Genomic DNA, 15,397 nt, shown 5'->3' on the forward strand with positions numbered 1-15,397 from the left:
GTGAATTCACAGCTTGTGTCTCGTCTTGAGTTTTTCTAATTCCTGTGGGAGGAAACTTGCTCTGCACTGCTTCGGGCTGAAGATGGCTGGCTTGACGCTTGGCTTATTGAGTTTGCCGTGTCCGTGGACGATGACAATTCACCTACCAGGCTGTTAGCGGGCGTCGACGACGGTGCGGAAGGGCTGTCCTTTACTGAACCTACTGAATCGTCTTTTTCAACGAAGTGGTCAAAGTCTTTTGCTTTGTCCAGTGCCGATTGTACTGTTCCCTGAATTTTTTCCAGACCCAGCGTATCCCCTTCCTGACGTAATTTCTCGCGAAGCTCTTCCGCTTTCAGTTCACGGTCTATCTCGTCTGTGACCTGACGAACCATTCTTCTTGCTCGACCAATCCACTTACCCGTCGTGCGGGCTGCATGTGGCAGTCGCTCTGGTCCAAGTACCAGAAGCGCTACAACTCCGACCAGTAATATTTCCAGAAAACCAATGTCGAACATCGTGGCTCGTTACCCTGATAAAAATTGCGCGATAGCTGTACAGCGGAATATCACTGCACGCCTGTTGAACCTTGAACTGAACCTTGAAACCGGAGTCTCGAGCCCGAGAGGTAATCCTGCCGGAGCTCGCAGTTGCATCCTGAGATCAGGATTGAGTGGTTTCTTTCCGGGTCGTATCGGAGTTGTTGGTTTCTACTTTTTTGGCTGCATCGACCGTTTCAGGTTTCGCCTCTATGGTTTTGGGGTCAGAGTCGTTTTTGGTCTCCTCATCGCCCATTGCTTTTTTGAAGCCTTTTACTGCACCGCCCAAGTCAGTACCCAGGTTACGCAGTTTTTTGGTTCCGAACAATAAGATAATAATTGCAAAAATTATAAGTAATTGCCAAATGCTGATACCGCCCATATTGCTCAATCTCCTGCGTTGTTTGGGTAGCCTATCGATTCATTGTACACGATTCTAGTGTGACTGCTAATTGCTATAAATTTGGTTAAGCAGCTTAGGTTGCGATTACGGTTCATGATTTATCCCGCTGAGCTTTCTCTTCAAGTCCGGAAAGGTCAAATCGACGTTCAAGCTCTTGCAAAATGTCGTCGTAGGATAACCCTAAATGGGAAAGCATGACCAAGGAGTGGAACCAGAGGTCGGCCGTTTCGTAAATAACCTCTTTCATGTCACCACTTTGTTCTGCATCTTTTGCAGCCAGCAGGGTTTCGGTGCATTCTTCACCGACTTTTTCCAAAATTTTGTTCAGTCCCTTGTGGTGCAAGCTCGCGACGTAAGATTGATCCGGAGCTGACTTTTTTCGTGTTTCCAGAACTTCTGTCAGGGCTTTAAGAACGTCGTTCATAATTTACTCTAATATTACGGTGTCGGATGCGGTGGATTGCGCAATAACTTAACCGGGCTTTTATCGGCTTCCTGATCTGTGGAGCTTCAGGAAGAATAAAGTGTTTTCGGGTCTACTAAAACCGGCTCCACTGTTTTCCAGCTTATGTCCGTTGTCTGGATTCCGTTCTCTTCATCGCTGCTCGTTTTGGGTGTTTCTGTGTTCGCCATGTTTCTCTGCAGCGGTGAGCCTGAAACGGTGAGTTGTTGATAAAAACAACTCCGCCTGCCGGTATGGCAGGCGACGTCCCCAATTTGTTTCACTTTAAGCAACAGAACATCGGCATCACAGTCCAGCCGGATGTCAAAGAGAGTCTGTACATTGCCCGAGCTTTCACCTTTGCGCCATAATCGGCTGCGGGATCGGGACCAATAAATCGCTCTTTGCTCCTGAATAGACAGCTTGAGAGACTCTGCGTTCATCCAGGCCATCATCAGCACTTCACCCGTGTCGACATCTTGCGCGATGGCAGGAATAAGGCCATCTTCAGTCCACTTGATTGTGGATAACCACGCGTCCACACTGTTGTCAGATTCTATTGAGTGGGAGGTTTTATCACACATTTGTTACTCTCTTGTTGCTAAATTCAAATTCGTATTTTCGCATTCTGTATTACTTTTTCCTGCTCGGAATCGACTTTCGAGTCAGGAAATATACGCCCCCTAAAGCAAGTAGCCAGCTTTGTACGGGAATGCCTTGCAACCAGTGTATCAGATTCTTGTCGCTGGAAATCGCCGCTGCAGCAAACAGTAATGTTGCCAGCCAATAATGGCGGTTTGTGCCTTGATTATTGTGCAGCTCGTTTTTCAGGGATTCCAGGCTTTGTTGCTGGCCATGAGTCAGGTAGTCCAGCTTCTGCATTTGTTTGAACGCATCGTGGATGAGTTGAGGCATTTCCTGGGTTTGTTCGAGCCACTGGGGAAAATGATCCTGCAGGGACTTCAGGAAACCGGGGGGGGTAATGCGCTTTTTCATCCAGCTTTCGAGGTAGGGTTGCGCTGTTGACCAGAGATCCAGATCCGGGTAGAGCTGGCGCCCCAGGCCCTCGATGTTGAGCAGCGTTTTTTGCAGCAGCACCAATTGAGGCTGTACTTCCATATCAAATCGACGTGCCGTCTGGAAGAGTCGAAGCAGGAAGTGGCCGAAAGAGATATCTTTTAATGGCTTCTCGAAAATCGGTTCGCAGACAGAGCGAATGGCAGACTCAAACTCGTTTACCCGGGTATCTCGGGGAACCCAGCCCGAATCAATATGCAGCTGTGCCACCTGGTGGTAATCCCTGCGGAAGAACGCCAAAAGATTGCGCGCCAGATAGCTTTGGTCTTCCGGGGTTAAACTCCCCATTATGCCGAAATCAACTGCAATATATTGTGGATCTTCCGGGTTTGCAGGAGAGACAAAAATGTTACCGGGGTGCATGTCGGCATGGAAAAAACTGTCTCTGAAAACCTGTGTGAAAAATATCTCAACGCCTTTTTCTGCAAGCCGTTTCATATTGACTCCTTGAGCTTTCAAGGTGTCAACATCGGCGACCGGAATCCCGTAGATTCGTTCCATCACCAGAACCGTGCTGGATGTGTAGTCCCAGAAAATTTCCGGGATATAGATCAGTGACGATGATTCGAAATTTCTTCGCAACTGTGAAGCATTCGCCGCTTCTCGCTGTAAATCCAGTTCGTCAAAAATGGTTTGCTGGTAGTCATGCACGACTTCAAGGGGCCGCAGGCGTTTGCCGTCCTCCCAATATTTTTCGACCACTTCCGCCAAGGCGTACATCAGTTGTATATCCTGGCGTATCGTATTTTCAATATCGGGTCGGATGACTTTAACCACGACTTCCCGGCCGTCAAGCAGTCTGGCGCTGTGAACCTGGGCAACCGATGCGGAGGCCAGTGGCTCTGTGGTGAAGCTGGCAAAAACTTCGGATATCGGTTTTTTCAAGCCGGCCTCGACAATTCGGGTGGCTTGGTCACTGCAAAAGGGCGGTACGCGATCCTGCAAGTTCTTCAGTTCGTCGGCAATGTCATCGGGGAACAGGTCGCGGCGAGTAGACAAAAGCTGGCCGAATTTCACGAAAATAGGGCCAAGATCCTCCATGGCCTTGCGTAGCCTTGCCCCCTCAGAGAGTTCAGGCTTCGGGAAAAAATGCCAGGGCGTCAGCAGCAAAAGTATTTTCAAATAGGCCGGAAGGTGCTGGTGGGGGATAAACTCATCGAGTCGGTATTTACCAATAACCCAAAATATCTTTATCAGTCGTTGAATTTTTGTCACAGTCTAAAACAGTCCCGAGAGGTGTAAGCGCGGTTTTCAGTACGTCGTTCTGATGTTCGACAGGCTCATGTTACGTATTTTTTTGGAGTGGGGTGTCATCGAGTTGTCGCTTGAGTTTGCGAATTCGTGCCTCTAGACGATCCGCTGCCAGACTGAGTGATTCAATTGCTTTGGCAGTGTGCTCGAACTCGCTTTTGGCTGGCGTTTGCCGGCCTTCCTCCTGGAGGTATTCTTCAATGTTGGCAAGCATGCTCTCCTGAGCCTGCTTTCCCCATTTCATGCCACTTCGTATTCGTTGACCCAGAAAGTGTGCTGGTACGTCACCGATTACTTCTGCCAGAGCCTGTTCCCAGTCGATATCCAGAGTACTGATGATTTTCTGGAAGGCTTCAATCAGGCTTAAGTCGCCCTCTATCTCTATAGAGTGGGTGCTCTGAATAACAGCGAGTTTGTCTTTACTCAAAGCCATGCGAGCAAGATCCAGAGGTTTCCCCCGAATAGTCGCATCGACCTCGGCATCCCAGTGGCGCTGCAGACTGAGCTTTCCGGATTCGAGTGGACGAATGATCAGCTTGACCGGGCCGGAGCGCACTTCAATGATGCGATCAGCATGCTGCTGGAAACCTGACTTGGCTGCTGGGTCGAGCTCCAGGGCTTTGTTCAGGCTTCCTTCCAGGGCTTCGAGAAGGAGTGACAGGGCTGCCGGGTCTTGATAACTCAAGGTTTGACTCCACTGTGCAATGCGACGATTCCACCGGTCATATTGTGGTACTTGGCACGCACAAATCCAGCATTTTCGAGCATTCCTTTCAGGGTTTCCTGATCTGGGTGCATGCGTATGGATTCCGCCAGATATTCATAGGAGCCGGAATCGCCAGCAACCAAACGCCCCATCAATGGCAGTGCTGTGAATGAATAAACGTCATAGGCTTTGGCCAGTAAGTCGTTGCTGGGTTTTGAGAACTCCAGGACCAACAATCGTCCTCCGGGCTTGAGTACCCGACACATGGAGCCCAGTGCTTTGTCTTTATCGGTAACGTTTCTCAATCCAAAGGCAATGCTGACACAATCAAAATAATTATCAGGGAAGGGGAGTTCTTCAGCATTGGCTTGCACGTACTCGATGTTGCTGCCATAGCCTTTATCAAGCAAACGGTCTCGCCCGACTTTCAGCATGGAATCATTGATGTCTGCAAGCACAACCTGGCCATCGGAGCCCACAATGTCGGCGAACTTCATGGTTAAATCCCCGGTACCGCCTGCAATATCGAGCACGGTATGGCCTTTACGGACACCGCTCATCTCGATGGCAAATCGCTTCCATAGGCGATGGATACCCATCGACATCAGGTCGTTCATCATGTCGTATTTTGCCGCAACCGAGTGAAACACATCGGCAACATGCTTCTCTTTCTCGGTAGTAGAAACTGTTTTATAACCAAAATGAGTGGTATCAGTTTTCGAGTTGTCTGCGTTTTGAGCGCTTTGGTCAGGTGTATAGTCAGACATGAATGGCATCCTGTATCGAGTGTCTTGCATTCAGAAGCAAATCGCTTCCCTGTTCTGGCGGAAGTATTTTACATAGCCAATTGGCTAATGTCTTTTTTAATGTTGCGTTAATTGATCTATGTATGCGAATTGGATAAAGTGAACCCATTAAATGGATTTAATCGCTACAAGGAATGTTACATGAATAAACCTGTCTTTTTTTCTCAGTCAATAAATGATTCACTAAAACTCTCACCTGAAAACTACGGTTCTCCAGGGCTATTTGCATCACCAACTCACGACCAAATTCTTAATGCTGTAGATCGAGTTGAGGCATTGAAAGGTCTTCGAGTTGTATTCTTCAATGGATCAAATTTTAATGAATTAAGAACGCATCCTGCATTATGTAGAGATGTTCAACGTACGGTCTTGATTCGGATAGTGGATGCCCAACCGAAGAGAAGTGCAATTGTAAATCAGCAAATTGCGAAGACTGAGGACAGCGCATTTTACACCGAATTATTCAATACAAGTGTGTCATGCGGTGGTGCTGCGATATCTTGGATTGCCTTCGCTGGAAGTTTGGGGGCCGTGCCTTTGTCTGGCGGGACGAGCACCGCAATTTCTGTTTTGACTTTCGCTGCGGGTGTATCCTCCAGTGTTCAATGTGTAAATTCCACAGTACGACTTTTTAATGAATCAGATTATGGTGATTCTGGTTTCAATAGCTGGCTCGATAGTCAAGACTGGTATATTCATACAATGACCGCTTTGGATGTGGTTGCCATTGCGGGTGGTGTCGCTGCAGTTGGTGCAACATTAAAATCGATCGCTAACCTAAAGAAAAGTGGTGTGAGGGTTTTGGATATACTGAAAACGTATTCTAGGCCAGAACGTAAAAGAATAACGGAAGAAATTATTCGTAGTCTTCATCCGGGGATTAGCAATAACGCTCTCAAGGCATTTATTTCTGCAGGGAAATATCCAAAACGGTTTAGTGGCCTCGAAATCAGTAGAAGTGTAAGGGTGCAAATAAGTGATGCGCTTGGGGCAGCTTTTGGTTTTGTGGGCAGCGCTACTGGAGGTGTCGTGAGAGATCCTAGTAAGATCACTGATGTTGCAATAGCAATATTTGAAGAGTTTGAGAGTTACTGAAATAAAGCTTATGAATTCAAAAAGGTCATCTTCTGCGGAGCTTGCTAAAACAGTTTTAGATGTACGGGAAGGTAAAAGGGTTGTTGTTTTACCTCCTGGTGTCAGTGTGTTTGCGCTTAATCTGGTTTTGTTCTTGTTGGCAATAGCGTTATTCACGGCAACTACTGGCAGTTTGCTATTTATCCCAGGGGAGTATTCAGCTAAAGCCATGTATTACCTGACTTCTGTGGTCGTATTGATTGTACCAATGTTAGTGGCGGTCATTCTACTCGTTAGGGGGGATATTTGGTTTAAGTTTATTTTTCAATTATTAGCGGGAATACTCTTTCTGGTCTCAGTTGTATTACTTGTCTACGTGGGGCAATTTACTGAATTAGAGAAAACGCCATTTACGCCAATTCTATTTCTTTTGGGGGTTTCCGTTGCATCAATATTGAGCTGCAGAAGTTTTTCTCTGCAAATGTTTTGTGAATATTTTTATCTCCTGAAACGCGTAGAAATAAGCACACTGAAGCAGATAGTAGGGCAACAACGGACACTGCGAGAGTAAGCTACCAAGTTAGAAGAATAGGATTGAACTTTTCGTTCTGAGTTAGGCTGGTAAAACCGAAGCAAAATATTCAGGAAGCACAAATTTAGTGTCTTGCTGGCCCGATTGCTACGTTATTGGCAAATTTCCCTTCACATTGAACGGATTGTGATAACATTAAGGGTTATCCGTAGTTAATCAGGTAAATGAAATTTTATGTCCGTTATCGATATTACCCGTCATCACACACTTGATCATGATCATGCTTTAGCGAAAGCGAATGAATTAGCCGATAGTCTGGCTGACCGTTTCGATGTATCTTGTGAGCGATGCGGTGATACGTTGAAATTTTCACGCACAGGCGTTAAAGGGCAATTGAGTGTGGAGCCGACGTATATTCATATTCGTCTGGAACTCGGCTTACTGTTGCGTCCGTTCAAATCCAGAATAGAACATGAGATTCATAACCATCTGGATGGTTTGATTGAAGACAAAGGATAGGGGCCATGAGTAAGCGCCCCTTGGTCGCTGGAAATGAGTAGTGTTCGCGACTACACAAATGATGGCGTGCTCATTTCCCGTGAAGTGTTGGGTTGCATATTTTCCAGGCTAAACGGTGTGGGGTTACCCTGGAAAATCTGATCCAGAATATGTGTTTCCCGCTCGATGATTATGGCAAGCATTTTTTCGACGTCTCCCATTCGCTGGAAGGCATGGAAGCCGCGGTTTAGGAATTGATGCAGAGCACCCACACCCGCCATTTCGGCTGCGCCTTTGGTGACCTTCAGGCTGAAACTCAGAAATTTGCTTCGCACGTACCGGTTCAAATCATCGCCAACATTCGCAATCAATTGAATCTGGTGCAGTCGCTCAGGGTGATTGGCGCAATCCCGATAAGCTTTTGCGTATTGTTCTTCTGTTATATATTCAGATATGTCGAGGCCGTCGACAGGCTCTTCAGGGAGTGGTGGCAAGTAATCCAGCAGCTGGTAATCAAGGCTCTGGGTTAAATGGTTTAGTTCGACCAGCAGGCTTACCGTGTAGAGCAGGTGATCAGGCAGTAACCTCACCATCATCGGAAAAATTCGATCAATGTCATTGTCGCGCTGAGTGAAGTCTTTTGGCGCATAGAGCTCATCTAATAAAAAATCGAGTCCTTCCTTGTATTCCGGGTCTGTGTGCAAGTCAGCATGGGTTCCTTGCAGTCGCTGAGACTGCCATTGTTCGAGAATGGCCAACTGCCGGTTTTTGGAGTCGCTTTCATTGACTTGCCGAAAGTCGCAATAGTTGATTAAGGTTTCTCGAAGTCGTTTGGCATTGTCGGTTCTGACTTTGGTTCGAAGCAGTTTTTCCTTGTACATGGGCGTCCTGGTGCCGAATCCGGCGATTTACACGGTTACTCGATGGGTGTTTTGGGATTATTGTACATTAATTGCTGGTAAGGTGATAAGGGGCTGTTTGTGTTTTGCAAAAGATGGGGGGATTAAGGCGTTTATCGTGCCTGGCATCAGACCAGGCACACTTGGGTGAGAAGGAGTAGATCGGTGATTTAATCGCCTACAGTGATGCAGCGTGAGACATGGGCATGTGTTCAAGTGCTGGCACCCAGTCAGAACTGTCGAGTGTTATGAAATGACTTGGTGCGTCGGTTTCGATAATTCGAACATTGTTAGGGCTGTGCTCGGCGCTGGCCAGCATGGCGCCGCGCTCAAGAATGCGATCAATCTTGGGAATCAGGAATGTACCATGGTGTACGTGTTGGTAGACGTCACAAGAGGTGCGTTCCATCCAGGCCATAATGTTCTCGATATTGCGTACTACCGTCAAATGGTCTTTGGTGGCGGTAAACAATTTTGCCAGTAATAGCTTCTTCCGTGGATTCATCTTGCCGAAGAATGTCTGACCGTAAGACGATGAGGGGGTGCTGTTGATCAAGCGAATCAGCCAGGGCCACATACCATGGCTCACGGGTTCCAACAGAGCGTTAACTAATGGATGTAACTGTCCCTGAGGCAATACTGGGGCTTCCAGAACCACATCCACATTTTCGTAGAGTTCAGGTTGTTGCCGAATGGCCTCCAGAATCACCGCTCCCCCGCGAGAGTGGCCATGCACTCGAATACGCTCAGTGGAGGGGAGATTGAGTATCGTTTGATTCAGAATACAGGCGTCGTATTCGATAGTTGCTTCCAGAAATTTGATGGGTACTTCCCATTCCGGAGTTTCAAGTACAGGCCCACTTACAGGAACATGATAATTGCTGCATGTGAGCAAAATAAGTTCAGTGGTCGGGTCTTGATAGCTCTGGGTGAAGTAACAGTGGTTTTCTAAAAAACCGTGAACGCCAATAACCGTGTGGTGCGCTTTGCCGCTGTGGTTGCGAACAGATACGGCACCTTTGCCGATGCGATAGACCTTGCCGGAAAACATTTCGGTATAAGTCGGATCAATTGGCTTGATCAGTTTCCGGGCATGACTCGATTTCATTAACATTCTCTCCAATATTGCTAGTAGTGGTGCGGATGCTAAACCGTAGTCATGGCTTCTTGCCTGCTTTGCCTTCACTCTGTTTCAAGCCTGCGATCATTCTCATTCTATGATGCTGGCCGGAAGGTGCGACTCTCGTGGTTTGATCCACCAATGCTGATATTGTTCTTCTTTGACTGCTGTGTTAGTGATAGCAGGTTTTCTATTAGTTCTACCCGGCTTTGTCGCTCGAGAAACTAAGACTTTGGTCTAATGTGTTCCTGGTATTAATGATCACATCGCTGTAAGTCATTGAATTGAGTATAAGGCAGTGCCTTTGTCTCCTATGTTAAATTTTGTTACGGGGTTTATCTATATTGTATCTTGCAATAATCCCCCAACAGTCTCTTATCCTATCCTACTTTGACAATGGTCTCGTTATCATTTGCTACCATAATTCGGTCATTAACGGACATTTGAGGCTGGTTATGTGATCCGGTTTCTAGTAATTTTTTTGTTATAGTTTTTCGCTCCTAAGTGTTGGTGTTACTGGCCAATTAAGTGTAACGGGCCCATAATCCCTGCCGCGGGGGGGATTTTACGCCGCAGGGTAGCGTGAATCTACAGGAGGGGTCATTGCGGATTTACGCAAAATAAAAAGCTAAAAACGATAAAAGTATAAAAAGGAGGCTGGCATGCACGATCTGAAAAATGAGCCAGTAAACGGGGTGGATACGGCGTGGTTGCGTATGGACTCAGCAACCAACTTGATGGTCATATCGGCTATGATCGTTGTGGATCAGATGGAGTTTGACGACTTTAAAGCGGTGATTCAGAATCGCTTTTTACGTCACCCCAGATTTCGCAAGAAACCAGTGCACCACACCGCTGGCTATTTCTGGGAAACTGATCACTTTTTTGATCTGGATCATCATGTTGTTAAGGTTGCTTTAACCGCACCTGCGGATAAAAAGTCACTGCAGGATTATGTTGCACGCCAGGTTGGTGTGCCGCTGGATGCCGGTAAGCCCCTCTGGATGCTGCATTTTATAGAGAACTATCAAGGGGGGAGCGCCATCCTGATGCGCATTCATCATTGTTATGCGGATGGGATTGCTCTGGTTCGATTGTTTCATGACATTACGGACTCGGGACCGAATGTTAAGCATTTTACACCACCCCGTTCAGACTCAATGGATACGGGAAATCAAAGTGAATTAAGTTCAGCTGCACGCACTGCTGAAGCGCGCAGCGAAGCCAGTGAATTCAACCCCGGACGAGATAATGGTGAACCGGTGCCTGGTGAAAAAAAACATCGTGAAAGTCCTGATTTGTATTATCCATGGCCGTTTTATCAGCAGCTGTTTGATTCGGCGTGGCACTCGCTTGAACGTTATACGCGCATGGGTATCAGAATGTCAGAAGAAGGCATCCACGTGTTACGCGAACCCGGAAGTGTGCGAGGTTATGTTAAAGATGTGTTGCGAGTTGCCAATGAGATTACACGCCTGGCCTCAATACCTTCAGACCCGAAGACGGCACTCAAGGGCTCGCTTGGGGTAAAAAAAGCGTGTGCATGGTCCGAACCTGTGAATTTTGATGCAATCAAGCATATATCCAAGCGGCTGGGCTGTAAAATCAATGACGTGCTCCTGTCTTGCGTAGCCGGAGCATTGAGGCATTATTTGCTGTCCCGTAGTGACTCGATTTCAAATCAGAAAATTCATGTCACTGTACCTGTCAATATCCGGCCGGATATCTCAATAGAGGATCCGTTAGAGGAGCTGGGCAATCATTTCGGTACCGTGTTTGTTCCGTTGCCCATAGGAATCGATAATCCTCTGGAGCGAATTTATACCTTGAAGCATGATATGGAGCAGCTGAAACAATCGCTTCAGCCTGGCTTGTCCTATGGTCTGCTATACGCAGCGGGTATGGCCCCGAGGTCATTACAGCGAAATCTCATGGATGTTTTCAGCAAGAAATCGACAGCAGTACTTTCGAATGTACCTGGCCCCAAGCAGAAACGCTACTTGGGAGGCAGCCGCATTCGCGAACAGATGTTCTGGGTGCCGCAGACCGGGGAAATCGGGTTGGGGTTGAGCATGATCAGTTACGCTGGTGGTGTACAATTTGGCGTCGTAAGTGATGTAAACCTCTGCGCCAACCCCGAAGTCATTGTCGAGGCGTGTGTTAAGCATATGCAAGAGTACCTTACATTGGTTAATTCTGAATTAAACTTCTATGCTCAAGATAACACCTCTGAAAACCTTGCTGAAGCTGACCAGGATTTAAACTTGTACAAGCGGAATCAGGCGGGTTAGGGCCACCGGCTTCCTACTGATGCTTTGGGTGGCGTTGAAATCGCGGTGAGGGCTTTAACAGTTAACGAAATACTTGACTAAACCTATTCATACACAGTATTTTGTACAGTGTTTTTTCTCATGGATGGAGGTGATGATTATGGCTGAATTTCTATCGATAGGCGCTGCCGCTTTTCTGCTGGGTGTGGCCGTTTCCACCCTTCGTCGCTGGGAAAAAGAATCACGATTTATCTCAGATTTCCGTACGCCTGATGGCCATCGCCGTTACGCGCTTGAGAAACTTTTAGCCTTTTGCGGTCAGTCCACTGCTGATGAGCAACGCCGAATTATCAAAAATCAACGAGCCATCGCCTAGTGGATACGCCAACGAAAACACTCACCTTTGAAACCCGGCTTGATTTGATTTATGAGCAGGATGCAGCATTGTGTCAATATGCCGAGCTGTGGAATCAAGTGAAGTTTCGTTGGTTTGCTAACTTACAAAAGCCTAAAGCCCAGCAATTGAATCGTACCCAGTTTATGCATGAAATGGGGATGCCGTTCAGCTATCGGGTGTTTCAAGGCGTACAGCAAAGCATTAAAGGCTTAATCCAGTCTTACCAAACCAATCGAAACAACCGACTGGTGACGCTGGACGTTAAAATCAAACAGCTGGAGAAGACGCTCAACAAGCTGAATAAGCGCTGTGATCATGTTGCAGAAAAAGGCTGCCCGCAACAGGCGAAACAACTTCGCAACAGGTTACGACAGAAGGAAGTTAAACTGCGTCGTTGGCAGCAAAAGCAGTCCGCCTTGGTGGCCGAAAAACAGGAAAACAAAACACCGATTTGTTTTGGTGGTCGAAAGCTGCTGAAAGAGCGTCAAGCGTTAGAAACGGGTTCGGCCATTGAAGGCTGGAAACAACGCTGGCACGAAGCACGACACCGCGAATTTCTATTAGTGGGTTCGCATGATGAATCCTGGGGCTGTCAAAATGCCCAGCTATCGCCCAGTGAGCAAGAAGATGCTTACCAGCTAAAACTCTTGGTGCCCCATCAATTACGCGCCACGTTTGGCACGACCATTCACATTGATCACCTGCAATTCAAGCATGGTAGGGCGATGATTGCCCAAGCCGTTTGGCAGAATCAGGTTAAAAAACACGATAAATCAATCAAGGGACAATCCCTGAGTTTTCGATTTAAGCGAGACAAAAAAGGTTGGCGGTTACTCGTTAGCGTGGAAGTGGCAGGACCAACAGAGCAAGCAGAGTGGATCGATGCTGATCAAGGTGTCATTGGTGTGGATGTCAACCCGGACCACTTAGCGGTGGTCGAGCTGGATCGAAACGGTAACCCACTGCAACACCGAACGTTTGACTTACCGTTACACTATAAGAATGATGTTCAACGGTCAGCCATTATTGGGGATGCCGTACGAGACCTGATGGACTTTGCCGCACAGCAAGGTAAAGCGGTGGTGATCGAAAAGCTGGATTTTCAGCAGAAGAAACGGCAATACCAAAAGCAGGATCATCCTCAGTATGCCCGCATGTTAAATGCCTTTGCTTACGGTAAGATCAAGGACTTGATTGAAACGCAAAGCATAAAACGCGGCATACGCCTTTATCACGTCAATTCGGCTTATACCTCATTATTGGGGCGGATGAAATATCGCGATCGACACGGTTTTTCAGATCACCATGCGGCCGCGTTAGTGATTGGTCGTCGGCATTATGGCTTTAAAGAAAAGCCGCCCAAACAACTCATTGGTATTAACGCGAAGGGTATCGTTAAGACCGAGCATCCGCCTGTAAGGATGGCGCTCAGGGACTATCAGTATTACACTAAACTTCAGCGTTGGTACCAACCACTCGAAAAATCATTAGATTTTCTGAGTGGCTGGCGTCACTTTCGTCGTGTGAATCGGGTTAGTTACTTCGTCGAGGCTCGCCTTGATGGTAGACCGGGCATGAGTCCCGACTTGATTCAGGAAAGCGCTCCACTGCTTTCCGCCCACCCTGCGCTGTAGGGATAAGTTCGTTTAAACCATGAGTAGGTTTAAGCAGGTTTATGAAAACGGTGTCCAATTGAAATCACAGGAGATACGATCATGCAAATCAGTGAAAATGCATTGACTAATCATGAAGTAACGATCTGCTTGAAAGGTGGTGCGGTACTGGGGCCTTACAACGCAACCTGGAGTAAGGAAAATCCGGGGGACATTCGGGAGCTGGTGAAGGAATACGAACGGTTTCTGCAGGGGGAGCCGCAACAGCGGTATAAGTTTCATTTGCATGACACTTACTCCAATAATGTCCATACCATCTATGTGCATTTTGATAATGTGGCGGGGATTTGCGACCAGGTTAAGACCCGTTCCTGACTATAACGCTAACGACTTATCGGCAATACGACAAAAGTATTAGGCGAAAGACTCGCCATTGCTTAATAAATCATCTACCATGCGTCTCGTCCGAAGGAAAAATAAGGAAATAAAGCCTTTGGATGAGACGGTCAACATCGTTCACTTTTAATTGTCATGTCTTCGCTTTACAAGGATGTATTATGAGCAGTACGCTTCATTTTTTCCTGCAGCAATGCGTCGCCCGCGGGGCGTCGGATTTGTTTTTGAGCGCTGGCGCTCGCCCCTCTATTCGGCTCGAAGGACGTTATACGCCTTTGTCGGCACCCGTTGTATCAGAGAAACACCTTTTAAACTTGATTCAGCGTATCTTGAGCACCGAGCAGCTTCAGACTTACCAACGTAATCGGGCGCTGGATATCGCCTATACCTTGCCAGATCAAAGCCGGTTCAGAATCAACTTGAGTTATCAGCGTGGTGCTCCTTTTCTTGTGGCGCGGCATATCAAGCATCAAATACCAGAGCCCGGTCAGTTGGGGCTTCCTGAAGGTGTGGCTGAATTATCGCTGCATGAGAATGGTTTGATTCTTTTTTGTGGGAACACCGGGAGTGGCAAGTCCACCTCTCTGGCGGCGATGGTTGAACATCGCAATACCCATGTCCCCGGCCATATTTTGGCGATCGAGGATCCAATCGAATTCTGGTTTGAACACAAGTTATGCATGGTGAACCAGCGAGAGATTGGGGCAGACGCACATTCCTGTGCTGACGCACTTCGTCATGCTGTGCGGGAATCACCGGATATGTTGATGGTGGGCGAAATTCGTGACTTTGAAACCGCACGTCAGGTCGTGTCATTTTCTGAAACCGGGCACCTCTGCCTGTCATCATTGCATGCAACGTCGAGTGCTCAGGCGATTCAGCGTTTAATCAACTACTATCCCGAGTCTGCCCGTTCATCATTGTTGATGGATCTGGCACTTAATCTCAAGGCCGTCGTTTGTCAGCGCCTTGTCCCCGGCATTAATGGCCGGCGAGTTTTGGCGACAGAGGTGTTGATGAACACACCGTTAGTGGCCGAGCGGATTCAGTCCGGACGGCTTGATGATATCGCAGAGGCGATAGACCGTACCCAGGATTCCGGGGCGGAAACGATGGATCAGTCCTTGTTCAGATTATTTAAGGCAGCCAGAATTTCTGCGGAAACTGCAGTGAAGTATGCAGATTCGAAGGTGAATATGTCTTTGTTGATTCGGTTCGGGCCTCAGGCAACCCGGAAACGCCAGCAAGACGGGAGGTATTCAGACGTTGGAGCTACTGGTAATCTATCGGTGCGCTCTGCCAATGCAATGGCTTGCGCGGATCGAGCACTCAAGCTTGTTCGCTAATAAATAGTCGCCGGGGGAGGAGAAAACCTCCCCGGAGCCTTCCCTGTGG

At 47.5% G+C, this 15,397-nt stretch carries 17 protein-coding genes; 8 read left to right on the forward strand and 9 right to left on the reverse strand.

Annotated features, from left to right (window positions below):
- Window positions 1-35: 35 nt before the first annotated feature.
- The 7 genes from tatB to ubiE all read right to left on the reverse strand — a co-directional run bounded on the left by tatB (window position 36) and on the right by ubiE (window position 5,164).
- Entirely contained in the window at window positions 36-497 is a 462-nt protein-coding gene (gene tatB, locus OLMES_RS04895) for a Sec-independent protein translocase protein TatB (RefSeq protein ID WP_087460223.1), read from the reverse strand.
- A gap of 145 nt (window positions 498-642) precedes the next feature.
- Window positions 643-900: a Sec-independent protein translocase subunit TatA gene (gene tatA / locus OLMES_RS04900; protein WP_087460224.1), complete on the reverse strand. Its 258-nt coding sequence runs from the start codon at window positions 898-900 to the stop codon at window positions 643-645.
- Between the two features lie 112 nt (window positions 901-1,012).
- The gene (locus OLMES_RS04905) at window positions 1,013-1,345 is read right to left on the reverse strand and encodes a phosphoribosyl-ATP diphosphatase (protein ID WP_087460225.1); all 333 of its coding nucleotides are present in this window, start codon (window positions 1,343-1,345) and stop codon (window positions 1,013-1,015) included.
- A gap of 86 nt (window positions 1,346-1,431) precedes the next feature.
- Window positions 1,432-1,947 carry a phosphoribosyl-AMP cyclohydrolase gene (gene hisI, locus OLMES_RS04910; RefSeq protein WP_157678137.1) on the reverse strand — a complete coding sequence of 172 codons (516 nt, stop codon included), beginning with the start codon at window positions 1,945-1,947 and terminating at the stop codon, window positions 1,432-1,434.
- Window positions 1,948-1,996: 49 nt separating this feature from the next.
- Window positions 1,997-3,655 carry a ubiquinone biosynthesis regulatory protein kinase UbiB gene (gene ubiB, locus OLMES_RS04915; RefSeq protein WP_087460226.1) on the reverse strand — a complete coding sequence of 553 codons (1,659 nt, stop codon included), beginning with the start codon at window positions 3,653-3,655 and terminating at the stop codon, window positions 1,997-1,999.
- Window positions 3,656-3,725: 70 nt separating this feature from the next.
- Window positions 3,726-4,376 (reverse strand): ubiquinone biosynthesis accessory factor UbiJ, encoded by a 651-nt coding sequence (locus tag OLMES_RS04920; protein WP_157678138.1) that lies wholly within the window; start codon window positions 4,374-4,376, stop codon window positions 3,726-3,728.
- On the reverse strand, window positions 4,373-5,164 hold the full coding sequence (gene ubiE / locus OLMES_RS04925; protein ID WP_087460228.1) for a bifunctional demethylmenaquinone methyltransferase/2-methoxy-6-polyprenyl-1,4-benzoquinol methylase UbiE: 792 nt from the start codon (window positions 5,162-5,164) through the stop codon (window positions 4,373-4,375). The genes OLMES_RS04920 and ubiE overlap by 4 nt, the downstream gene beginning before the upstream one ends.
- A 180-nt stretch (window positions 5,165-5,344) precedes the next feature.
- On the opposite strand from ubiE, the gene OLMES_RS04930 reads away from it, so the two are divergent.
- The 3 genes from OLMES_RS04930 to OLMES_RS04940 all read left to right on the forward strand — a co-directional run bounded on the left by OLMES_RS04930 (window position 5,345) and on the right by OLMES_RS04940 (window position 7,328).
- On the forward strand, window positions 5,345-6,298 hold the full coding sequence (locus OLMES_RS04930) for a hypothetical protein (protein WP_087460229.1): 954 nt from the start codon (window positions 5,345-5,347) through the stop codon (window positions 6,296-6,298).
- A 10-nt stretch (window positions 6,299-6,308) separates the two neighbouring features.
- Window positions 6,309-6,848 carry a hypothetical protein gene (locus tag OLMES_RS04935; protein ID WP_087460230.1) on the forward strand — a complete coding sequence of 180 codons (540 nt, stop codon included), beginning with the start codon at window positions 6,309-6,311 and terminating at the stop codon, window positions 6,846-6,848.
- Window positions 6,849-7,043: 195 nt separating this feature from the next.
- The gene (locus tag OLMES_RS04940) at window positions 7,044-7,328 is read left to right on the forward strand and encodes a polyhydroxyalkanoic acid system family protein (RefSeq protein WP_087460231.1); all 285 of its coding nucleotides are present in this window, start codon (window positions 7,044-7,046) and stop codon (window positions 7,326-7,328) included.
- A gap of 50 nt (window positions 7,329-7,378) precedes the next feature.
- Here OLMES_RS04940 and OLMES_RS04945 read toward each other — a convergent pair whose 3' ends face one another.
- Together OLMES_RS04945 and OLMES_RS04950 are read right to left on the reverse strand one after the other, a co-directional pair.
- Window positions 7,379-8,188 (reverse strand): FFLEELY motif protein, encoded by an 810-nt coding sequence (locus OLMES_RS04945; protein ID WP_087460232.1) that lies wholly within the window; start codon window positions 8,186-8,188, stop codon window positions 7,379-7,381.
- A 196-nt stretch (window positions 8,189-8,384) separates the two neighbouring features.
- Window positions 8,385-9,314: an alpha/beta hydrolase gene (locus OLMES_RS04950; protein WP_087460233.1), complete on the reverse strand. Its 930-nt coding sequence runs from the start codon at window positions 9,312-9,314 to the stop codon at window positions 8,385-8,387.
- 674 nt (window positions 9,315-9,988) lie between these two features.
- On the opposite strand from OLMES_RS04950, the gene OLMES_RS04955 reads away from it, so the two are divergent.
- From OLMES_RS04955 to OLMES_RS04975, 5 genes are all read left to right on the forward strand, one after another.
- Window positions 9,989-11,617: a WS/DGAT domain-containing protein gene (locus tag OLMES_RS04955; RefSeq protein ID WP_087460234.1), complete on the forward strand. Its 1,629-nt coding sequence runs from the start codon at window positions 9,989-9,991 to the stop codon at window positions 11,615-11,617.
- Between the two features lie 139 nt (window positions 11,618-11,756).
- Window positions 11,757-11,972 (forward strand): MerR family DNA-binding transcriptional regulator, encoded by a 216-nt coding sequence (locus tag OLMES_RS04960; protein WP_157678139.1) that lies wholly within the window; start codon window positions 11,757-11,759, stop codon window positions 11,970-11,972.
- Entirely contained in the window at window positions 11,972-13,627 is a 1,656-nt protein-coding gene (locus tag OLMES_RS04965; protein WP_087460236.1) for an IS200/IS605 family accessory protein TnpB-related protein, read from the forward strand. The genes OLMES_RS04960 and OLMES_RS04965 overlap by 1 nt, the downstream gene beginning before the upstream one ends.
- Before the next feature lie 81 nt (window positions 13,628-13,708).
- A complete protein-coding gene (locus OLMES_RS04970) occupies window positions 13,709-13,981 on the forward strand; it encodes a hypothetical protein (RefSeq protein ID WP_087460237.1) in 273 nt (90 codons plus the stop codon).
- A 182-nt stretch (window positions 13,982-14,163) separates the two neighbouring features.
- On the forward strand, window positions 14,164-15,348 hold the full coding sequence (locus OLMES_RS04975; RefSeq protein WP_157678140.1) for a PilT/PilU family type 4a pilus ATPase: 1,185 nt from the start codon (window positions 14,164-14,166) through the stop codon (window positions 15,346-15,348).
- Window positions 15,349-15,397 lie beyond the last annotated feature (49 nt).

The organism is Oleiphilus messinensis (genome assembly GCF_002162375.1).
Taxonomy (GTDB): domain Bacteria; phylum Pseudomonadota; class Gammaproteobacteria; order Pseudomonadales; family Oleiphilaceae; genus Oleiphilus; species Oleiphilus messinensis.

Bases quoted from the DNA above. Each gene is read 5' to 3' on its own strand.
- tatB (WP_087460223.1), bottom strand. From the start codon at position 497: ATGTTCGACATTGGTTTTCTGGAAATATTACTGGTCGGAGTTGTAGCG.
- tatA (WP_087460224.1), bottom strand. From the start codon at position 900: ATGGGCGGTATCAGCATTTGGCAATTACTTATAATTTTTGCAATTATT.
- OLMES_RS04905 (WP_087460225.1), bottom strand. From the start codon at position 1,345: ATGAACGACGTTCTTAAAGCCCTGACAGAAGTTCTGGAAACACGAAAA.
- hisI (WP_157678137.1), bottom strand. From the start codon at position 1,947: ATGTGTGATAAAACCTCCCACTCAATAGAATCTGACAACAGTGTGGAC.
- ubiE (WP_087460228.1), bottom strand. From the start codon at position 5,164: ATGTCTGACTATACACCTGACCAAAGCGCTCAAAACGCAGACAACTCG.
- OLMES_RS04930 (WP_087460229.1), top strand. From the start codon at position 5,345: ATGAATAAACCTGTCTTTTTTTCTCAGTCAATAAATGATTCACTAAAA.
- OLMES_RS04935 (WP_087460230.1), top strand. From the start codon at position 6,309: ATGAATTCAAAAAGGTCATCTTCTGCGGAGCTTGCTAAAACAGTTTTA.
- OLMES_RS04940 (WP_087460231.1), top strand. From the start codon at position 7,044: ATGTCCGTTATCGATATTACCCGTCATCACACACTTGATCATGATCAT.
- OLMES_RS04945 (WP_087460232.1), bottom strand. From the start codon at position 8,188: ATGTACAAGGAAAAACTGCTTCGAACCAAAGTCAGAACCGACAATGCC.
- OLMES_RS04950 (WP_087460233.1), bottom strand. From the start codon at position 9,314: ATGAAATCGAGTCATGCCCGGAAACTGATCAAGCCAATTGATCCGACT.
- OLMES_RS04955 (WP_087460234.1), top strand. From the start codon at position 9,989: ATGCACGATCTGAAAAATGAGCCAGTAAACGGGGTGGATACGGCGTGG.
- OLMES_RS04960 (WP_157678139.1), top strand. From the start codon at position 11,757: ATGGCTGAATTTCTATCGATAGGCGCTGCCGCTTTTCTGCTGGGTGTG.
- OLMES_RS04970 (WP_087460237.1), top strand. From the start codon at position 13,709: ATGCAAATCAGTGAAAATGCATTGACTAATCATGAAGTAACGATCTGC.
- OLMES_RS04975 (WP_157678140.1), top strand. From the start codon at position 14,164: ATGAGCAGTACGCTTCATTTTTTCCTGCAGCAATGCGTCGCCCGCGGG.